The organism is Streptomyces sp. NPDC051913 (assembly GCF_044593635.1).
Lineage (GTDB): Bacteria > Actinomycetota > Actinomycetes > Streptomycetales > Streptomycetaceae > Streptomyces.
Genome location: NZ_JBIUCI010000012.1, coordinates 14,037 through 31,775 on the forward strand (window position 1 = coordinate 14,037; position 17,739 = coordinate 31,775).

The window sequence follows — 17,739 nt, forward strand, 5'->3', positions numbered from 1 at the left end:
GTAGGTGATGGTCAGGCGGTGGCGGCTGATCGCCGTGCCGCGCTGCTTCTCGGGACGACCAGCGGGGTGCCGGTCTCCGGGTCGGGGACGACCCGGCAGTCCACGTCGAACACGGACCTGACCAGTTCCGCGTCGAGGACGTCCGCCGGGGCTCCGGCGGCGGCGAGCCGGCCGTCCTTGAGGACCACCATGTGGTCCGCGTAACGGGCGGCCTGTCCGAGGTCGTGCAGCACCATCACCACGGTGCGGCCCGCCTCGGCGTGCAGTTCGGCGACCAGGTCGAGTACGTCGAGCTGGTGCCTGAGGTCGAGGAAGGTGGTGGGCTCGTCGAGCAGGAGCAGCTCGGTGTCCTGCGCCAACGCCAGCGCGATCCAAGCGCGTTGGCGCTGGCCGCCGGAGAGCCGGTCCACGGGCTGCCCGCGCAGCGACGCGGTGCCGGTGCGCTCCAGCGCCTCGTCCACCGCCTTCTGGTCGGCCGCCGACCAGGGGCTCAGCAGCCGCTGGTGCGGATAGCGGCCCAGGCGCACGAGCGCCTCGACGGTGATCGCCTCCGGCGTGACCGGCTGCTGCGGCAGCAGCCCCATGCGCAGGGCCAGGCTCCGCGCCGACATGCGGTGGATGTCGGAGCCGTCGAGAGTGACGGTCCCGGCGGCCGGTGCGAGCAGGCGGCTCAGCCCGCGCAGCAGCGTGGACTTGCCGCAGGCGTTGGGGCCGACGATCGCCGTGACCGCCCCGCCGGGGAGGGTGAGGTCGAGTCCACCCACGACGAGACGGTCGCCGTAGCGGAGGTCGAGGGACTCGGTGGCGAGCTGGTTGGGCGTGTTCACGGGCGTCTCCGCGGTCATGCGTGGGTCCTTCGTACGGGCGAGCTCTGGCGGAACATCAGCACCAGCAGCCAGGGCGCGCCGAGCGTGGCCGTGACCGCGCCGACCGGCAGCCCCTCGATCGGGAGCAGATGCTGGACCACCAGGTCGGAGGCGAGCAGCAGCACCGCCCCCGTGAGACCGGCCAGCGCGAGGGACACGACCGTCGGCGGCCCGGTGAGGAAGCGGACGATGTGCGGTACGGCGAGCGCGACGAACGTCACCGGACCGGCGAGCGAGGCGGCCAGGGAGGCCAGTACGACGGCGAGGACGAGGAGCTGGAGGCGTGCCGTCGCCGTGTCGAGGCCGAGGGCGCCCGCGGAGTCGTCGCCCAGGTCCAGCACGGCGAGACGGCGGTGCAGGACGAGGGCGGCGGCGAGCGCGAGGAGCATGGCGCCGCCCGCTCCCCACACCTCCGTCCAGGTCCGCCCGTACACCGAACCCGTGGTCCACTGAAGGGCCGACCCGGCGAGCTCGGCTGGGAAACGCACGATCATCAGGTTCACGGCCGCGGCGAGGCCCGCCTGGACCGCGAGGCCGGTGAGGACGAGCCGGGTGACGGAGAGCCCGGAACCCCAGGCGAACACGCCGAGCAGCAGGGCCGACAGGAGTCCGCCGGCCAGCGCGCCCAGGGGGATGAGGGTCTGCGAGGCTCCGGCCGCGATCAGCGCGACCGCGCCGAGCGAGGCTCCGCCGGTGACGCCCATGACGTCCGGTGAGGCCAGCGGATTGCGGAACAGCCGTTGCAGCACACAGCCCGCCACGCCGAGCCCGGCACCTCCGACGATCGCCGCCACGGACCGGGGCGCCCGGAACTGCTGCACCACCAGGACGTCGCCGCCGTCGCCGAGCCCGACCAGGGCGCGCAGCGCCGTGCCGACGGGGATGCGCATCTCACCGGTCGTCAGGGAGAGGACGAGCAGCGCGACCAGGGTGACCAGGGCGCCTCCCGCGAAGAGCGCGACCCGGGTACGGATGCCGTTCATCGGGCCACCTTCCGGGCCAGCAGTGCCAGCAGCGGCGCGCCCAGGAACGCGGTCACGATGCCGACCTCCAGCTCCGAGGGGCGCAGCACCATCCGGCCGAGCACATCGGCCGACAGCAGGAGCAGCGGACCCGCGATGAGACAACCGGGCAGCAGCAGTCGGTGGTCGCCGCCGAGCAGCGGCCGTACGAGATGCGGTGCGGCCAGGCCGATGAAGGCGACCGGCCCCGCCACCGCGACCGCCGACCCGGCGAGCAGGACGACCGCGAGGCCGCCCGCGAGCCGGATCCGGGCCACCGGCACACCGAGGGACTGGGCCGAATCGTCGCCCAGCGCAAGGGCGTTGAGGGCGGGGGAGACGGCGAGGGCGACGACGATCCCGAGCAACAGCGTCGGCAGCACCGGCCACAGGGTGTCCAGGGGGCGGCCGGACAGGGAGCCGGCGAGCCAGAAGCGGGCCTCGTCGAGCGTGCGCTGGTTCAGCAGCATCACCGCGGACGTCCAGGAGAGCAGGACGAGTTGGAGCACGGTGCCGCCGAGTGCGAGCCGTACGGGATCGATGTCTCCGGCGCGGCGGGCCAGCGCCTGGGCGAACAGGGCCGCTCCGGCGGCTCCGGCGAAGGCGAACCACACATACTCGACGGGGTCGTTGAGCTTCAGCGCGAAGATCGCGACGACGACCGCGAACGACGCGCCGGCGTTGATGCCGAGGGTCGTCGGCGAGGCGAGCGGGTTGCGGGTGATTGCCTGCGCAACGGCACCGGCGGCACCGAGGGCGGCGCCGACCACGAGGCCGATGACGGTCCGCGGCAGGCGCAGTCCCGTCACCACGAGCGCGTCGCGTCCGTGTCCGTCGCCCACCAGGGCGTCGAGCACCGTGGGCAGGGGCACGGAGCGGGCTCCGAGCGCGAGGCTGAGCGCGGTGCACAGGGTCAGGGCGGCGAGGCCGGTGAGGAGGAGCGGTATGTGCCGGAGGGCGCGAAAGGGCACACCTGTGGGGGGTGCGCCCTGTGGGGTCGCAGTCACGAGCGGTGAGCTTAGGTGAGGCTTGCTTTAGTTTTCAACTGGCTGTGAGAACGCTTTGGTGGTCCTTGACGTGGCACTCCCTTGATCAAGCTAAGGTAAGGCTTGCCTATTAAGCCCCTCTGTCTCGCTGGAGCACGCCCATGTCCGTGGCCCTGAAGACCGCGCCGGACGGCGCCGTCGCCCAAGCCCTCGGCGATGTCTACCGACGGCTCGCCGACATCTGCGAGGCGCTGGACGTGCGGGTGGCGAAAGCCGGGCAAGCGGGCGTGACGGCGGCCGAGTTGGCGGCCGACCGCACGGCGCTCCTCCAGGCCTTCGTCGACGCGGAGGCCACACGCGTTCACGAACGCTACGGTGCACGTCCGCGTCCGGACGTCGCCGCCTCCCGCGCCCTGCACGACTACGCCTGGACCGTCGGCATGCTCATGGGCGGCGCCTGGTACCTCGAACGCCGGGTCCCCCGCATCCGCCCCGAGGACCTCCGTCTCGACCTGACCTCAGGGACGTACACCATCACCCCCGGCACCGAACTCGCCTGCCTCGCCGGTGATCCGATGGCCGCGCACTCCGGTGTCCTGACACTGCCTCAGGAGGAACAGCTGCGCGCCCGGTTGCGGATGAGCCTCGCCGATCACATGCGTCCCCTGCTCGCCGCGATCGCCCCCGTCGCGCGCCGCCGCTCCCGCGCCCTGTGGGGCATGGTCTCCGACGACCTCGTCTCCGCCCTGTGGTACCTGGGTCGCATGCTCGGCCAGGAAAGCGCCGCGATCACGGCCGCCACCGAGGTGCTGCCGATCGCCGTGCCGCCCTACCCCAGCGGCGCCGACTTCCGCTACCTCACCAGCGCCGACGGCCGCCGTCACGCCACCCGTACCCGCACCGGCTGCTGCATGTTCTACGCGATCCGCCCCGCCGAGGCCTGCTCCACCTGCCCCCGCACCAAGGACGCGGAACGGTTGCGCCGACTGGCGGGCTAGGTCTCCTCGGGCCCTGTCGGAGCGTGGGCCTCCGGCCTACGGTGAGGCGATGACCATCGATCAAGAGCCCTCCGCCCAGGTGCCGTTGACCGAACTCGACGCGGCCCGGGCCTCCACCACCCTCCTCGAACGCCTCGCCGAGAAGCTCGGCGGCAAGGCCACCGTCGGCGCCGTGTACGGCGAACCGATCACCCGGGACGGCGTCACGGTCGTCCCCGTCGCCCGCGTCAGCTTCGGATTCGGCGGCGGCGCGGGCCACGAGAGCGGCGCCGCACGGAGCGCGGACGGCGGCGGTGGGGGAGGCGGCGTCGACGCCAGGCCCCTGGGATACATCGAGATCAGGAACGGGACGGCCGTCTACAAACCCATCCGGGACCCGTGGGTCGACATCGCGCTTCCGCTCGCGGCGATGGTGGTCGGCATCGTCGGGTCGAAGTCGGCGCGCGCCCTGGCGCGGAGGCGCAACCGCCGGCACTGAGCCCGCAGCGGCACTCCGCCGCAACCGCCCGCACCGCGAGGGGAGTTCACTCCGCCGTGGCGAGGAACTGTGTCGCCGCCAGCTCCGCGTACAGCGGATCCGACGCCACCAGCTCCCCGTGCGTGCCCACCGCGCGCACCCGGCCCGCGTCCATCACCACGATCCGGTCGGCCATGGTGACCGTGGACAGCCGGTGCGCGACGACGAGGACGGTGGTCGTACGGGCCACGTCCGCGACCGTGTCCCGCAGCGCCGCCTCGTTGACCGCGTCCAGCTGCGAGGTCGCCTCGTCCAGGAGCAGCAGGCGCGGGCGGCGCAGCAACGCGCGGGCGATGGCGACGCGTTGACGCTCGCCGCCGGAGAGCTTGGTGCCTCGATGTCCCACGAGTGTGTCCAGTCCGCCGGGCAACCGGGCCACCAGCCCGTCGAGGCGGGTCGTCTTCACCACGCGTGTCAGCGCGTCGTCGGGCGCCTCGGGGTTGCCCAGCAGCAGGTTGTCCCGCAGGGAGCCGGACAGGACGGGCGCGTCCTGTTCGACGTACCCGATCGCCGAACGCAGCTGCGGCAGCGGCCAGTCGGCGAGGTCGCGGCCGTCCAGGGTGATCGTTCCGGATCCGGGGTCGTAGAAGCGCTCGATCAGTGAGAAGACGGTGGTCTTGCCGGCGCCGGACGGGCCGACGAACGCCGTCATGCCCTGGGCCGGCACCGTGAACGTCACCCCGTGGTGGACGTACGGCAGGTCGTCGGCGTAGCGGAAGCGGACGTCGGTGAAGGAGACCGTGGCGGGTTCGGCGCCGGGGGTGGGCAACGGGGCGGGCAGGTCGGCCGGTTCGGCGGGCAGTCGCAACGCCTCCTGGATCCGGGCGAGGGCCGCGGCGCCCGTCTGGTACTGCGTGATCGCGCCGACGACCTGCTGGATCGGGGACATCAGATAGAAGACGTACAGCAGGAACGCCACCAGCGTGCCCACGTCGATCGCCTCGGTCGCCACCCGCGCCCCGCCGACCGCGAGCACCGTGATGAAGGCGATCTGCATCGCCAGGCCCGCCGTGTTGCCCGCCGCCGCCGACCACTTGGCGGCGCGCACGCTCTGCCGCCAGGACTCCTCGGCGGCCTCGTGCAGTGTGCGCTCCTCGCGGTGCTCCGCGCCGGACGCCTTCACCGTCCGCAGCGCGCCCAGGATCCGCTCCAGCGAGGCCCCCATCACACCGATCGCGTCCTGCGCCTGCCGGCTGGCCCTGTTGATGCGCGGCACGATCACGCCGAGCACGGTGCCCGCGGCGGCGATGACGACCAGGGTGACGCCCAGCAGCACCGGGTCGACCAGGCCCATCATGACGATGGTGGCGACGAGCGTGAGGCCACCCGTGCCGAGGCCGACCAGGGAGTCGGTGGTGACCTCGCGCAGCAGCGTGGTGTCGGAGGTGACACGGGCCATCAGGTCGCCGGGTTCGGTGCGGTCCACGGCCGTGATGCGCAGCCGCAGCAGATACGACGACAGCGCGCGCCGCGCGCCGAGCACCACCGACTCCGCGGTGCGGCGCAGCACGTAGGAACCCAGCGCTCCCAGCGCCGCGTTGGCCACCACCAGCGCCGACATGACGAGCAACGCGGCGGTGACGGTGCGGTCGTGGGACAGGTCGTCGATCAACTCCCGTGCGACCAGCGGCAGCAGCAGCCCGGTGGCGCCGGTGACCAGCGAGAGCACGGCGCCCAGCAGCAGCGTCCACCGATGCGGCCGTACGTATCCCAGCAGCAGCCGCCAGGTGGGAGTGGCCTGCTCGGGCTCTGCGATGCTCACGGCGCTCCCCAGGAGTCGGTCGGAGCATTCAGGCTACGTCGACCGCCGTGTGCAGAGCGCGCCAGTTCCGGGTCATGGAGAGCATCAGCGGCCGGTCGGCGCCGCGGGGCAGACACGCGTCGAGCATGCCGGTGAGGACCTCGCCGGGACCGAGTTCGAGATACGTGGTCGTGCCGTCGGCGCGCAGCCGGGCCACCGCGTCCGCGAACCGCACCGGACGACTCAACGCCCTGACCCAGTAGCCCGGTTCGATGGCCTCGCGGGTGAGGGGCCGGGCCGTCGTGTCCGACAGCAGGGGGACGCGCGGGACGTGCAGCTCCATCGTGCGCAGGGTGCGGTGGTAGCCGGCGAGGATCGGGTCGAAGCGGGGTGAGTGGGGAGCCGCGTCGACGCGCAGGACGTGGGTGCGGCGGCCCCGGGCCGTCCATTTCTCGCACTCGGCGATCACCGTGTCGCGGTCCCCGGAGACGACGACGGACCGGGGCCCGTTGACCGCGGCGAGCACCGCCCCCGGCCCCGGGCGCAGTTCCTGCGGAGAGGCCTCCACCGCGGCCATGCAGCCGCCCGGCGGCAGCGTGCGTACCAGCTGCGACAGCGCGCCGACCGCACGGCAGGCGTCCGGCAGGGAGAACACCCCGGCGGCGTGGGCCGCCGCGAGATGCCCGGCCGAGTAGCCGAACAGCATGTCCGGGCGCACTCCCTGGCTCTCCAGGAGCCGGTACTGGGCGACCTGTAGCGCGAAGATCGCGGGCAGTCCGAAGGCCACCCGGTCCAGGAGCGCCGCCCGAGGCGTCCCGGCGGGCGCGAACATCACGTCCCGCAGCGGCATGTCGAGGTACGGGTCGAGCCGCCCGCAGACCGCGTCGAGGGCCTCGGCGAACACCGCGGAGGTGGCGTGGAGTTCGCGCCCCATGCCCGGCTGCTGGGACCCGGCCGCCGAGAACAGGAACGCGGTCCGGCCCTGCGGCACCCACACCGGCGCGTGCTGCGCCCGTGCCTCGGCGAGCCGCGCCGGCACCTCCTCGGCCGAGGCGCACACCACGATCCGGTCCAGGTCCCCGGGATGAACGAAGCCCTCGTCCCGGGCGTGCTCCAAAAACGCCAGCAGTGGGCGGTAGAAGCCGTCCGGGTCGAGCAGCACACACGGTTTGCGGTGCAGGCCCAGCTGGCCCCACGACAGCACCTCGAGAAGTTCCTCCGCGGTGCCCAGCCCGCCCGGCAGCGCCACGAAGGCGTCCCCCGACTCGGCCATCCGCGCCTTGCACGCGTGCAGGTCCGCGACCACCTCCAGCTCGGTGAGCCCCGTGTGCGTGATCTCGTACGGCAGCATGGCCTGCGGCACCACACCGGTCACCGCGCCCCCGGCGGCCAGGGCCGCGTCCGCGAGGGCGCCCATGAGGCCGGTGCGGGCCCCGCCGTAGACGATCCGTGTGCCCGCCCCGGCGAGGATCCGGCCGAGGCGGGCGGCGGTGCGCAGATGACCGGGCCGACGGCCCGGGGAGGCACCGCAGAAGACGGTCACTGTGGTCACGTCCACAGCCCGTACCCCCTGGTCAGAAGTGAGTTGGGGTCGTAGCGCCCCTTGGCGTGGGCGAGGTCGGCCCAGACCGGGCCGAAGTGGGTCCGCCAGTCCTCGGGCGTCATCGTCAGCGCGCTCACGGGGTGCAGGACGCCGCCGACGGCACGGGCCCGCTCGTAGAGGTCGCGGTTGGCGGCGACCATGCGGTGGACCGCGTCCGGGTCGGCGGGCGGAGCGGTGCGCATCAGGGTGAGCAGGCACAGGAGCTCACCGGCGGGCCTGCGCAGCAGCGGCGTGCGGAGCGCCCGGGCGGTGAGCGGGCGCAGCTGCACCACTCCGCAGGCGCGCAGGCCCCGCTGCTCGGGCTCGGCGAGGACGCCCGGGACGAACGCCTCGGCCACCTCCTCGGGGAGCAGCAGTGCGAGCCACGGGTGCGGGCGGTCCCATTCGCCGGTGGCGCGCAGGAGCCGTTCGTCGCGGTCCGGGCGGTGCAGATACTCCGCGTACGACAGGTCCTCGATCTCCTCGCAGTCCCGGTCGTGGCCGAGGTCGCCGATCAACAGGTCGTCGACGCAGGGGAGTTCGCCGCCGTGCGGGGCCACGGCCTCGATCATGTAGTGCCAGCCGCCGCCGAGGGCCGGGCGGGCCTGGCCGACGACATGGGTGAACCGGCTGTCGCGGGCCAGGCGCCGCTGGTCGGTGAAGTAGGTGCCGGGATCGTCGTGGTAGAGGCGGTAGCGGCGGACCAGTCCGGGCGCGGGCTCCAGCCGGAGGGTGGCCCGCAGGATCAGCGCGCACTGGCCGAGCCCGGCGAGGACCGCCCGGAACAGGTCCGGGCGCTCGCCCGGCGAGCAGACCAGCCGCTCACCGCCGCCGGTGACGACCTCCACCTCCGTGACCCAGTCGGCGACGAGCCCGCACCGATGGCTGGCGGCGCCGAGACCGCCGGTGCTGAGCACCCCGCCGACGCTGGCGCCGAGATGGTCGGGGAGGACCGGAGGGGCGAGCCCCACGGCGAGCGCGGCGCGCACGACCTGGTCCCATGTCGCGCCCGCCCCGGCGACCAGCGTCCGCTCGCCCGGCACGCAGCGCACCTGGTCGAGGGCGCCCATGTCGACGACGTATCCACCGTCGGCCCGGCCCTGCCCGTACGGGGCGAGTCCGCAGCCGCGCGCCGAGACCGGCAGCCGGTGCCGGTCGGCGAAGGAGACGAGGTCCCGGACCTCGGCACCGGAACGCGGCGCAAGGACGTCGAGCGGTCGTGACGCGACGATGTGGCCGAAATCGTGCACGGCGAACGCCTCGTCGGCGCGGATCGTATTCATGCCGCACGCTCCACCGCTGCTGTCGCGGCCGCCGCTGCGATCCCTGATGCGGAATCCGGTGCTCGGCTTTCGAAGATTTCGGAGAACACGCGGTGCTGGAGAAATCCGTGCTCGGCGTGCCGTTCGGCGATCAGTGCGGCCATCCGGTCCAGAACGTGCGGGGAAGGCGGCCGTTCGCCGATGTCCGAGACATTGATGCCGTACTTGGCGCAGCATTCGAGGACCGCTTCGAAGCCGTTGACGGACGCCGCGAGCCACCGCTGCCGTGGCTCGCGCCACAGGGCGGCGAGTTCGTCGAGGAGACTGCGGCCGGGTGCCTGGGGAGTGAGCATCTCATGGGCCCGGCGGGTCAGGGCCGCGAGGTACTCGGCCCGGTCGGGCGGGGCGAGGAGGCGGACCGTCAGCCGCCAGTCCAGCGCGGCCCGCCGCGCGGCCAGCTCCCGCAAGAGCGAGATGGAACCGCCCTCGACGATCACCGGCCGATGCCGGCCACCGAGCCGCTCCACCAGCGTGACCAGCGCGTCCGCCGCCGCCGTCGCGCACAGGTCACCGTCGGCGAAGGTGCGGTCCCCGAGCCAGTAGCGGCGCACTCCCGGGACGTCGGCACCCGCGCGGGCGCTGGTGGTGGTCAGGTCGGTGAAGCACTGCAAGCGGTCGGCGACCACCACCGGGGCGCCGCTCTGCCGGGCCAGCGCGGTGGCCGCCGCGCTCTTGCCGACTCCGGTCGGCCCGGCGATGAGATGAACGAACGGACGTGCCGTGGGACGCGTGTCGCTCGGGACCATGGCGGATGTTCCCTTTCACTCCGGGGACGAGGAGGGGCGGCTCCAGCACAGCGCGAATGAACGCGGCGCAGAACCAGGAGGACATCTGGACCGGGCAAAGAGACATCCACCTTCCTGTGAGGTTGTTAAAGGTTGAATTTCGCGGGGTGGAAGGGCCCAAGAATGGGGAATCCAGAGCCATATGAGAGACCGTCGAGTTGTTTCCTAACGAATTCTTGACGTGCCGACAGGAAATTCTCACCAGGAGGTCCGCCCGTGCAGTCCGACATGCTTCTCGCCGCCACCGAGTCCCTCCCGGAGCAGGGGCCGGGAGGCAGCACCCTGCTCGTGGGATACGGCGCCGTGGAGGAGCTGACCCGGTTCGCCGCCACCCCCGGCTGGACCGTGTACGCGCCCGGGCACCCCGCCGAGGTGCGCAGGATCGTGCCGGCCGCGGTGCGGTGCGGACAGCGGGCGTACGTGCATGTCTCCGCCGAGTCCAACGCCGAGCCGCGCTGCGCCGGGGACGGTTTCGAACGGGTACGGGAAGGACTCGACGGCGTGGTCCTCGCCGTCGGGGCCACGCTCGACCCGGTGCTCCGCGCCACCGCCGGGCTCGACGTGGCCGTGCTCTACACGACCGCCGTCCGTCCCTTCGACGAGATCGGTCTGCGGACCGCCGCCCTGGCCGCCGACCGCGCGGACGTCGTCCTGGTCGAACCAGGCGTGGCGGGGACCTCGGCCCGGCACGTCGCCGAGACCCTGGTCCACGTACCGCACCGGCTGCTCGCCCTGGGCGGGACGGACACGCGGGACGAGCCGGCACTCGGGAGGGCCGTACGGGACTTCCTCGGATGAGCCCGCAGAGCAGTGCTCCCGTCCCGTTACTGATCGGTTACACGTAGGGTCGAGGGGAGAACGGACAGGGCCGACGGAAGGGTTTCACCACCATGGCGCAGGAAGTACGCGGCGTGATCGCACCGGGCAAGGACGAGCCGGTCCGGGTGGAGACCATCGTGGTACCCGACCCGGGCCCCGGCGAGGCCGTGGTGCGGATCCAGGCCTGCGGGGTCTGCCACACCGACCTGCACTACAAGCAGGGCGGCATCAGCGACGACTTCCCCTTCCTGCTGGGCCACGAGGCCGCGGGCGTGGTGGAGTCGGTGGGCCAGGGCGTCACCGACGTGGCCCCCGGTGACTTCGTGATCCTCAACTGGCGTGCGGTGTGCGGGCAGTGTCGGGCGTGTCTGCGCGGTCGGCCGCAGTACTGCTTCAACACGCACAACGCCCAGCAGAGGATGACGTTGACCGACGGCACCGAGCTGTCGCCCGCCCTCGGCATCGGCGCGTTCGCCGAGAAGACGCTGGTCGCGGCCGGCCAGTGCACCAAGGTCGACCCCTCCGTCTCCCCGCAGGTCGCCGGACTGCTCGGGTGCGGGGTGATGGCCGGGATCGGCGCCGCGATCAACACCGGCAACGTCGGCCGCGGCGACACGGTCGCCGTCATCGGCTGCGGCGGCGTCGGCGACGCGGCGATCGCCGGATCGAACCTCGCGGGCGCCGCGCGGATCATCGCGGTGGACATCGACGACCGCAAGCTGGAGAAGGCCCGCACCATGGGCGCCACCCACACGGTCAACTCGCGCGAGACCGACGCGGTCGAGGCGATCCGCGAGCTGACCGGCGGCTTCGGCGCCGACGTCGTCATCGAGGCGGTGGGCCGCCCGGAGACCTACAAGCAGGCCTTCTACGCCCGTGACCTCGCCGGCACCGTCGTCCTCGTCGGCGTACCCACCCCGGACATGAAGCTGGAACTGCCGCTGCTCGACGTCTTCGGCCGGGGCGGCGCCCTGAAGTCCTCCTGGTACGGCGACTGCCTGCCCAGCCGCGACTTCCCCATGCTGATCGACCTGCATCTGCAAGGCCGCCTGGACCTGGAGGCGTTCGTGACCGAGACCATCGAACTCACCGACGTGGAGAAGGCGTTCGAGCGCATGCACCACGGCGACGTCCTGCGCTCGGTGGTGGTGCTCTGATGGCCGCCCGCATCGAACGCCTCGTCACCTCCGGCCAGTTCAGCCTGGACGGCGGCACCTGGGACGTCGACAACAACGTGTGGATCGTCGGCGACGACCACGAGGTCATCGTCATCGACGCCGCGCACGACGCACAGGCGATCGCCGAAGCCGTCGGCGACCGGCACCTGACGGCGATCGTGTGCACCCACGCCCACAACGACCACATCGACGCCGCGCCCGCCCTGGCGGACCTCACCGGCGCCACGATCTGGCTGCACCCCGACGACCTGCCCCTGTGGAAGCAGACCCACCCCGACCGCGACCCCGACGCCCACCTCCTGGACGGCCAGGTCATCGAGGCGGCGGGCGCGGATCTGCGGGTCCTGCACACACCCGGCCACGCTCCCGGCGCGGTCTGCCTCTACGACCCCGGGCTCGCCACCGTCTTCACCGGCGACACGCTGTTCGCCGGCGGACCGGGGGCCACGGGGCGGTCGTACAGCCACTTCCCGACGATCATCGACTCGATCCGCGACCGGCTCCTTGAGCTGCCGCCGGAGACGAAGGTCCTGACCGGTCACGGCGACTCCACGACCATCGGCGCGGAGGCCCCGCACCTTGAGGAGTGGATCGCCCGCGGCCACTGATATTCCCCGGGACCCAGGGCAGGTCATGACTAGGCTCGCCTGTCATGACCACCGATGAGCTCACACACCTCCATGGCGTCACCGTCCTGCGCTGCACCCCTGACGGCCCTCCGCTCGACGGCGAGCGTGCCGCGCTGGATCTGATCGGTGACGCCATGGGGCGGGGCGCCGACGTGGTCGCCGTGCCCGTGGAGCGCGTCGCGGAGGAGTTCTTCCGGCTGCGGTCCGGCGTCGCCGGGGCGGTCATGCTGAAGTTCGTGAACTACCGGGTGCGCCTCGCCGTCGTGGGGGACGTCTCCCGCCGGCTGGGCGAGAGCGCGGCCCTGCGCGACTTCGTCCGCGAGACCAATCAGGGCGGGCACGTCTGGATCGTCGCGGACGACGACGAGCTGGGTGAGAGGCTGCGCGCGGCCGGGTGACCCGGCACGGAAAGCTCGAAAAGGCGACAGAAGATGTCCGGCTCACCCGGCACCGTTGAGTGGACAGCAACGGTCGTACGGGAGGTTCGGACATGGCAGCACAGCCACTGAAGGGCAAGGTCGCGCTGGTCGCCGGGGCGACACGGGGAGCCGGACGGGGCATCGCCGTGGAACTCGGGGCGGCCGGCGCCACCGTGTACGTCACGGGACGCAGCACGCGCGAACGCCGCTCGGAGTACGACCGCCCCGAGACCATCGAGGACACCGCGGACCTGGTCACCGAGGCGGGCGGCAACGGGATCGCCGTCCCCACCGATCACCTCGAACCGGCGCAGGTCCGCGCGCTGGTCGACCGCATCGCCGACGAACAGGGCCGCCTGGACGTCCTCGTCAACGACGTCTGGGGCGGCGAGCGGCTCTTCGAGTGGGAGAGCCCGGTGTGGGAGCACGACCTCGCCAACGGGCTGCGGCTGCTCAGGCTCGGCGTCGAGACCCACGCGATCACCAGCCACCACGCCCTTCCCCTCCTCCTGAGGCACCCCGGCGGCCTGGTCGTCGAGATGACCGACGGCACCGCCGAGTACAACGGCACGCACTACCGCGCCACCTTCTTCTACGACCTGGCCAAGTCCTCCGTCCTGCGGATGGCCTTCGCGCTCGGCCACGAACTGGGCCCGCGCGGGGCCACCGCCGTCGCCCTCACGCCTGGCTGGCTGCGCTCGGAGATGATGCTCGACGGCTTCGGAGTGCGCGAGGACAACTGGCGCGAGGCCCTCACCCAGGTCCCGCACTTCGCCATCTCCGAGACCCCGCGCTATGTCGGCCGAGCGGTCGCGGCCCTCGCCGCCGACCCGGACGTGTCCCGCTTCAACGGTCAGTCCCTCTCCAGCGGCGGCCTCGCCCAGGTCTACGGCTTCACCGACCTCGACGGCAGCCGCCCCGACGCCTGGCGCTACCTCGTCGAGGTCCAGGACGCGGACAAGCCGGCCGACGTCACCGGGTACCGCTGACGCGCGACGCCGCCTACGGTTCGGCCGCATGACACGTTTCGAGGGGTACGGAGTGCTCGTCACCGGTGCCGCCCGCGGCATCGGCGCCGCCACCGCCCGGCGGTTCGCCGCGGAAGGCGCCCGCGTGCTGGTGACCGACAAGGACACCGCGAAGGCGGAGAAGACCGCGGCGCGCCTGCGGGAAGGAGGCCTGGCGGCGCAGGCGTACGGCTGTGACGTGGGCGACCGGGCGGCGGTCGAGGCGGCCGTCGCCCACGCGGCCGACGCCTTCGGCACGCTCGACGTCCTGGTCAACAACGCCTTCCACTGCACGCGGGACGCCCCGCTGTTCGAGGACGAAGCCGACGACGCGTGGACGGCGGACCTCGACGTCACCCTCACCGGCGCCTACCGCTGCGCCCGCGCGGCCCTGCCCCACCTGGCCGCCTCAGGGCGCGGCGCGATCGTCAACGTCGGCTCCGTGAACGGCCTCGCGGACTTCGGCAACCACGCCTACAGCGCCGCCAAGGCGGGCCTCGGCTCCCTGACCCGGACCCTCGCCGGGCACGCCGCCGAGCGGGGCGTCCGCGTCAACCTCGTCGCCCCCGGCACCGTACGCACCACCGCCTGGGAAGGCCGGGACGACGCACTCGCCCTCTTCCGCGAGCTGTACCCCCTCGGCCGGGTCGGCGAGCCGGAGGACATCGCCGCCGCCATCACCTTCCTCGCCTCCCGCGACGCCGCCTGGATCACCGGGACGACCCTCGTCGTGGACGGCGGGCTCACCCTGGGCGACACCGGCTTTCGCCGGGCACGGCGCCAACCGGTCGACTAGGGCCTGTCCGACAGATCATGCCGCGGACGCGGACGCGGGGGCCGGCACGCCGGCCTGCGGCGTTGTCGTCGGTTGCCGACGCGCCAGCCCCCGCTCACCTGCGTCGATGAGGCGCCGCGACTTTCCCGCGACGTGATCCGCCCGGCAGACCCTAGCTGGGCCGAAGGACCCGCCGCAGCGCTCCGACGATCCGCTCCACGTCCTGCGCCGACGTCCGCCAGTTGCTGAACGCCGCCCGCAGCCCGGGAGTGCCGTCGTAGACGGTCGGGGTCACGAAGACCTCGCCCGTCTCGGCGAGCGCGTGCGCCAGCGCGGCGACCCGTTCCGGCGTCGCAGGCGTCGGCTCCTCGGCCAGGGTGAAGCAGACGACGTTGAGCCGGACCGGCGCGAGCAGTCGCAGCCCGTCGAGTCCGGCGATCCGCTCTCCGAGTTCCCGGGCCAGTGCCACGTTCCGCTCGACGATCTCGCGGTGCCCCTCACGGCCGTAGGCGACCAGGGAGAACCAGGCCGGCAGAGCGCGCAGTCGCCGGGAGTTCTCCGGCGTCAGATGCACGAAGTCGGGCTCGCCGACCGGCAGTCCGAGATACGGCGACGCGTTGTGGAACACCGCCACCTGAAGGTCCCGGCGCCGGGTGAACTGCACGGCCGCGTCGTACGGCACGTTCAGCCACTTGTGCAGGTCGACGCAGACGGAGTCGGCGGCGTCGAGACCGTCGACGAGAGCGGCATGCGAGGGGGAGAGCGCGGCGAAGCCGCCGAACGCGGCGTCCACGTGCAGCCAGAAGTCGTGCCGTTCCTTGAGCGCGGCGATGGCCCGCAGATCGTCGAAGTCGACGGTGTTCACCGTGCCGGCGTTCGCCACCACGATCGCCGGACGGCCGTCCAGCTCGGACAGCGCCCGGTCGAGGGCGGCGACGTCCACGGCCTCCCGGTTGCCGGGCAGCACGGGCACCGACCGCAGCCGGTCGCGGCCGATGCCGAGCACGGACAGGGCCTTGCCGATGCTGGAGTGCGGGCTGCCGGACAGCACCTCGACCGGGCCGAGGGCGGCCACGCCGTCCCGGGACACGGACACGCCGAGCCGCTCGCCCAGCCACTCACGGGCGATCGCCAGGCCCACGGTGTTGGACGTGGTCGCGCCGGTGACGAAGGCCCCGCTGTGCGCCTCGCCCAGCCCGAACAGCTCCCGCAGCCAGCCGACCGTCTCGCGCTCCAGCGCCGTCGCCCAGGAACCGGCCGCCCCCGAGCCGTTCTGGTCGTAGGCGCCGGTCAGCCAGTCCCCGGCGACCGAGGCGGGCGTCGCGCCACCCGTGACGAAGCCGAGATAGCGGGGGCCGGCGGAACCGGAGAACCCCGGCGCCCACCGCTCGGCGAACCGCGCCAGAGCCGCCTCGCCCCCGGCTCCGGCGCCGGGCAGCGCCTCCGGCACGGGCGCCTTGTCGAGCCGTACCACCGGCCGGTCGGCCAGTCCGGCCAGCTCCTGGACGGCCAGGTCGCGGGCAAAGGCGAGGAGTTCGGGGAGCCGGGAGAGGTCGTCGGCGAGAGTGCGGTGCATGGAGGGGAGCGTAGGGGAGGGCGGTGCCGGAAGTCTGGTCCACTTGGGGGAAACTGGACCGATGACGACCGGACCGGCCCCACGGCAGAGCAGCCCACCCGTTGACGACCGGGCCATGCCCGTGACCCCCGGTTTCGCCGCCGCCCTCGGAACCTGGCGTGAGCGCCCCGGACCCCTCGCGCGCTCCCTCTCGACCGCCGTCCGCGAGGCGGTCGTCGACGGGCGGTTGCCCGCCGGTACCCGGCTGCCCTCCGAGCGGGAGCTCTCGCGGGTCCTGAGTGTCAGCCGCGGCACGGTCGTCGCCGCCCTCACCCTGCTCCGTGACGACGGCTGGCTGCACACCCGGCACGGCAGCGGCAGCCAGGTCCGTCTCCCGGCCCGGCTCACCGAGCGCACCACCCCCTGGTCCCTGGACCGCGGGGGAGCGGGCGACGCGGACCTCGACCTCACCCTCGCCCTGACGTCCGCACCCCACGAGGCCTATCTCGCCGCCCTGGGCCGGGCCGCCGAGCGCAGTGCCGCCCTGCTCGTCGACTCGGGCGCCGCCACGGCGGGCCTGCCGCGGCTGCGGGAACTGCTGGCCGACCGGTACACCCGGGACGGCCTCGCGACCCGCCCGGAGCAGATCCTCGTCACCTCCGGCGCCCAGGCCGCGCTCACCCTGCTCCTCGACCACCTGCACACCGACCGCCGTCGCCCCGTCGCCGTGGAGAGCCCTTCGTACCCGGGTGCCCTGGCGGTCCTCCGCGGCCGTCGGGCGCGTCTGCTGCCCGTGCCGGTGACCTCGCAGGGCGGCTGGGACACCGGCCACCTCACCGCCGCCGTACGCACCCAGACCCCCCGGCTCGCCTACCTCGTCCCCGACTTCCAGAACCCCACCGGCGCCCACATGGACGCCGCGACCCGCGCGGAGATCGCCCGTCTGCCCCTGACCGTCATCGCCGACGAGACCATGCGCGACCTCGACCTCAGGACCCCGCCCGGCACCGAGCCCCACCTGGCCGGACCGCGCGTGATCCAGATCGGCTCGGCCAGCAAGACCTTGTGGACCGGCCTGCGGATCGGCTGGATCCGGGGCACCGCCGATCTCGTACGACAGCTGCGGCGCAACCCGCTCCAGCCGCAGCTGTCGCCACCGCCCCTGGAGCAGCTCATCGCGGCCGAGCTGCTGGGCGAGGGGCTGCCCGCGGTCCTCGCGGACCGCCGGTCCCGGCTGCGCGCCCAGCGCGACCACCTGGCCGAACTCCTCGACGGGACGGGATGGACGTACACGGTCCCGGACGGCGGGCTGTCGCTGTGGCTGCATCTCGGCACCACACCCGCGCCGGCGCTCGCCGCCCGCGCCGCCCGGCAGGGACTCGCGGTGACGCCCGGGCCGCACTTCGCCGCCGACCGCACCACGCTCACCCACCATCTGCGCCTGCCGTTCACGGCGACACCGGACGTCCTCACCCGCGCGGTGGGGCTGCTGCGGCGCAGTCACGAGCAGGAAGTTCACCGTTTCGTCACAGCCTGAACCGGCATACAACCGCCGCGCC

Annotated in this window: 17 protein-coding genes; 9 read left to right on the forward strand and 8 right to left on the reverse strand. The window is 73.1% G+C overall.

Annotated features, from left to right (window positions below; translation table 11 throughout):
• Window positions 1–11 precede the first annotated feature (11 nt).
• Genes ACIHIX_RS31320 through ACIHIX_RS31330 form a run of 3 tightly spaced genes read right to left on the reverse strand, consistent with a single transcriptional unit; the run spans window position 12 to window position 2,874 of the window.
• Window positions 12–845 (reverse strand): ABC transporter ATP-binding protein, encoded by an 834-nt coding sequence (locus ACIHIX_RS31320; protein WP_399962028.1) that lies wholly within the window; start codon window positions 843–845, stop codon window positions 12–14.
• Complete coding sequence (locus ACIHIX_RS31325; RefSeq protein ID WP_399962030.1) at window positions 842–1,849, reverse strand: FecCD family ABC transporter permease; 1,008 nt, start codon at window positions 1,847–1,849, stop codon at window positions 842–844. Before ACIHIX_RS31325 ends, ACIHIX_RS31320 begins: the two co-directional genes overlap by 4 nt.
• Window positions 1,846–2,874, reverse strand: a complete 1,029-nt coding sequence (locus tag ACIHIX_RS31330) for a FecCD family ABC transporter permease (protein WP_399962032.1) — start codon at window positions 2,872–2,874, stop codon at window positions 1,846–1,848. The genes ACIHIX_RS31325 and ACIHIX_RS31330 overlap by 4 nt, the downstream gene beginning before the upstream one ends.
• 140 nt (window positions 2,875–3,014) lie before the next feature.
• On the opposite strand from ACIHIX_RS31330, the gene ACIHIX_RS31335 reads away from it, so the two are divergent.
• Together ACIHIX_RS31335 and ACIHIX_RS31340 are read left to right on the forward strand one after the other, a co-directional pair.
• Window positions 3,015–3,851 carry a (2Fe-2S)-binding protein gene (locus tag ACIHIX_RS31335; RefSeq protein ID WP_399962033.1) on the forward strand — a complete coding sequence of 279 codons (837 nt, stop codon included), beginning with the start codon at window positions 3,015–3,017 and terminating at the stop codon, window positions 3,849–3,851.
• A 49-nt stretch (window positions 3,852–3,900) separates the two neighbouring features.
• Window positions 3,901–4,329 (forward strand): GerW family sporulation protein, encoded by a 429-nt coding sequence (locus ACIHIX_RS31340; protein ID WP_399962035.1) that lies wholly within the window; start codon window positions 3,901–3,903, stop codon window positions 4,327–4,329.
• A gap of 46 nt (window positions 4,330–4,375) precedes the next feature.
• On the opposite strand, the gene ACIHIX_RS31345 is transcribed toward ACIHIX_RS31340, so the two are convergent.
• Genes ACIHIX_RS31345 through ACIHIX_RS31360 form a run of 4 tightly spaced genes read right to left on the reverse strand, consistent with a single transcriptional unit; the run spans window position 4,376 to window position 9,759 of the window.
• On the reverse strand, window positions 4,376–6,130 hold the full coding sequence (locus tag ACIHIX_RS31345) for an ABC transporter ATP-binding protein (protein WP_399962037.1): 1,755 nt from the start codon (window positions 6,128–6,130) through the stop codon (window positions 4,376–4,378).
• A gap of 28 nt (window positions 6,131–6,158) precedes the next feature.
• Entirely contained in the window at window positions 6,159–7,661 is a 1,503-nt protein-coding gene (locus tag ACIHIX_RS31350) for a TIGR00730 family Rossman fold protein (RefSeq protein ID WP_399962039.1), read from the reverse strand.
• Window positions 7,658–8,974 (reverse strand): FAD-binding protein, encoded by a 1,317-nt coding sequence (locus ACIHIX_RS31355; RefSeq protein WP_399962041.1) that lies wholly within the window; start codon window positions 8,972–8,974, stop codon window positions 7,658–7,660. The genes ACIHIX_RS31350 and ACIHIX_RS31355 overlap by 4 nt, the downstream gene beginning before the upstream one ends.
• Window positions 8,971–9,759: an isopentenyl transferase family protein gene (locus tag ACIHIX_RS31360; RefSeq protein WP_399962043.1), complete on the reverse strand. Its 789-nt coding sequence runs from the start codon at window positions 9,757–9,759 to the stop codon at window positions 8,971–8,973. Before ACIHIX_RS31360 ends, ACIHIX_RS31355 begins: the two co-directional genes overlap by 4 nt.
• Before the next feature lie 255 nt (window positions 9,760–10,014).
• On the opposite strand from ACIHIX_RS31360, the gene ACIHIX_RS31365 reads away from it, so the two are divergent.
• The 6 genes from ACIHIX_RS31365 (at window position 10,015) to ACIHIX_RS31390 (ending at window position 14,646) form a co-directional block, all read left to right on the forward strand.
• A complete protein-coding gene (locus tag ACIHIX_RS31365; RefSeq protein ID WP_399962045.1) occupies window positions 10,015–10,596 on the forward strand; it encodes a transketolase in 582 nt (193 codons plus the stop codon).
• A gap of 92 nt (window positions 10,597–10,688) precedes the next feature.
• A complete protein-coding gene (locus ACIHIX_RS31370; RefSeq protein WP_399962047.1) occupies window positions 10,689–11,774 on the forward strand; it encodes an S-(hydroxymethyl)mycothiol dehydrogenase in 1,086 nt (361 codons plus the stop codon).
• A complete protein-coding gene (locus tag ACIHIX_RS31375) occupies window positions 11,774–12,403 on the forward strand; it encodes an MBL fold metallo-hydrolase (RefSeq protein WP_399962049.1) in 630 nt (209 codons plus the stop codon). Before ACIHIX_RS31370 ends, ACIHIX_RS31375 begins: the two co-directional genes overlap by 1 nt.
• Window positions 12,404–12,447: 44 nt before the next feature.
• The gene (locus ACIHIX_RS31380; RefSeq protein WP_399962051.1) at window positions 12,448–12,822 is read left to right on the forward strand and encodes a DUF4180 domain-containing protein; all 375 of its coding nucleotides are present in this window, start codon (window positions 12,448–12,450) and stop codon (window positions 12,820–12,822) included.
• Between the two features lie 92 nt (window positions 12,823–12,914).
• Window positions 12,915–13,832, forward strand: coding sequence for an SDR family oxidoreductase (locus ACIHIX_RS31385; RefSeq protein WP_399962054.1), 918 nt, complete (start codon window positions 12,915–12,917; stop codon window positions 13,830–13,832).
• A gap of 28 nt (window positions 13,833–13,860) precedes the next feature.
• On the forward strand, window positions 13,861–14,646 hold the full coding sequence (locus ACIHIX_RS31390; protein WP_399962056.1) for an SDR family NAD(P)-dependent oxidoreductase: 786 nt from the start codon (window positions 13,861–13,863) through the stop codon (window positions 14,644–14,646).
• A 151-nt stretch (window positions 14,647–14,797) separates the two neighbouring features.
• On the opposite strand, the gene ACIHIX_RS31395 is transcribed toward ACIHIX_RS31390, so the two are convergent.
• Window positions 14,798–16,201 carry a pyridoxal phosphate-dependent decarboxylase family protein gene (locus ACIHIX_RS31395; protein ID WP_399962058.1) on the reverse strand — a complete coding sequence of 468 codons (1,404 nt, stop codon included), beginning with the start codon at window positions 16,199–16,201 and terminating at the stop codon, window positions 14,798–14,800.
• A 61-nt stretch (window positions 16,202–16,262) separates the two neighbouring features.
• On the opposite strand from ACIHIX_RS31395, the gene ACIHIX_RS31400 reads away from it, so the two are divergent.
• Window positions 16,263–17,717 carry a PLP-dependent aminotransferase family protein gene (locus ACIHIX_RS31400; RefSeq protein ID WP_399962060.1) on the forward strand — a complete coding sequence of 485 codons (1,455 nt, stop codon included), beginning with the start codon at window positions 16,263–16,265 and terminating at the stop codon, window positions 17,715–17,717.
• Window positions 17,718–17,739 lie beyond the last annotated feature (22 nt).